This window comes from Acinetobacter sp. NIPH 2699, assembly GCF_022549355.1.
GTDB lineage: Bacteria > Pseudomonadota > Gammaproteobacteria > Pseudomonadales > Moraxellaceae > Acinetobacter.
Genome location: NZ_JAKZGL010000040.1, coordinates 1 through 470, shown reverse-complemented (window position 1 = coordinate 470; position 470 = coordinate 1). Strand labels below are relative to the sequence as shown.

Below are 470 nucleotides of genomic sequence, written 5' to 3'. Positions count from 1 at the left end.
CCTTGAGCATTGGGTTGAATCATGTTGGAAAATGGCATCATCCAACGTGCGCCAATCATGCTTCGATCAAACTCACCCATTTGTGAGCTGTATTGGCGAATGAATGAAAAACCGATTTGAGGTAAATAAAAGTCTGCGTGTTGAACGCGTTCCGCGCCAATTGAATAACTGATACTTTTTTTAGATTGCGAATCCTCGCCTTCACATGGGGGAGCATTTAAAGCATCGGCTTGTAAACTCACGAACTCTAAAGTATCCCCTTTGGTATGCCGTTCATATGCCCCCGTTTGATTCATCGGCACACTAGCGCTGCCTTTATTTTCTAACGCTTTTATTGCTTTCAAAGTTTCTTGTATTAACCATGCCAAAGTATACTTTTGGCTGGGATTTGCTTGTTGTTGTAATACTTGTGCAAGTGTGGTGATCGCTTGATTTGCTTCTTGCTTTAAACGACTTTTAATATTCGGCTC

General features: G+C 41.7%; 1 pseudogene. It reads right to left on the bottom strand.

Annotation, left to right across the window (positions count from 1 at the left end):
- Nucleotides 1-470 (bottom strand): annotated as a pseudogene (locus MMP72_RS15785) (RHS repeat protein); the annotation flags it as partial.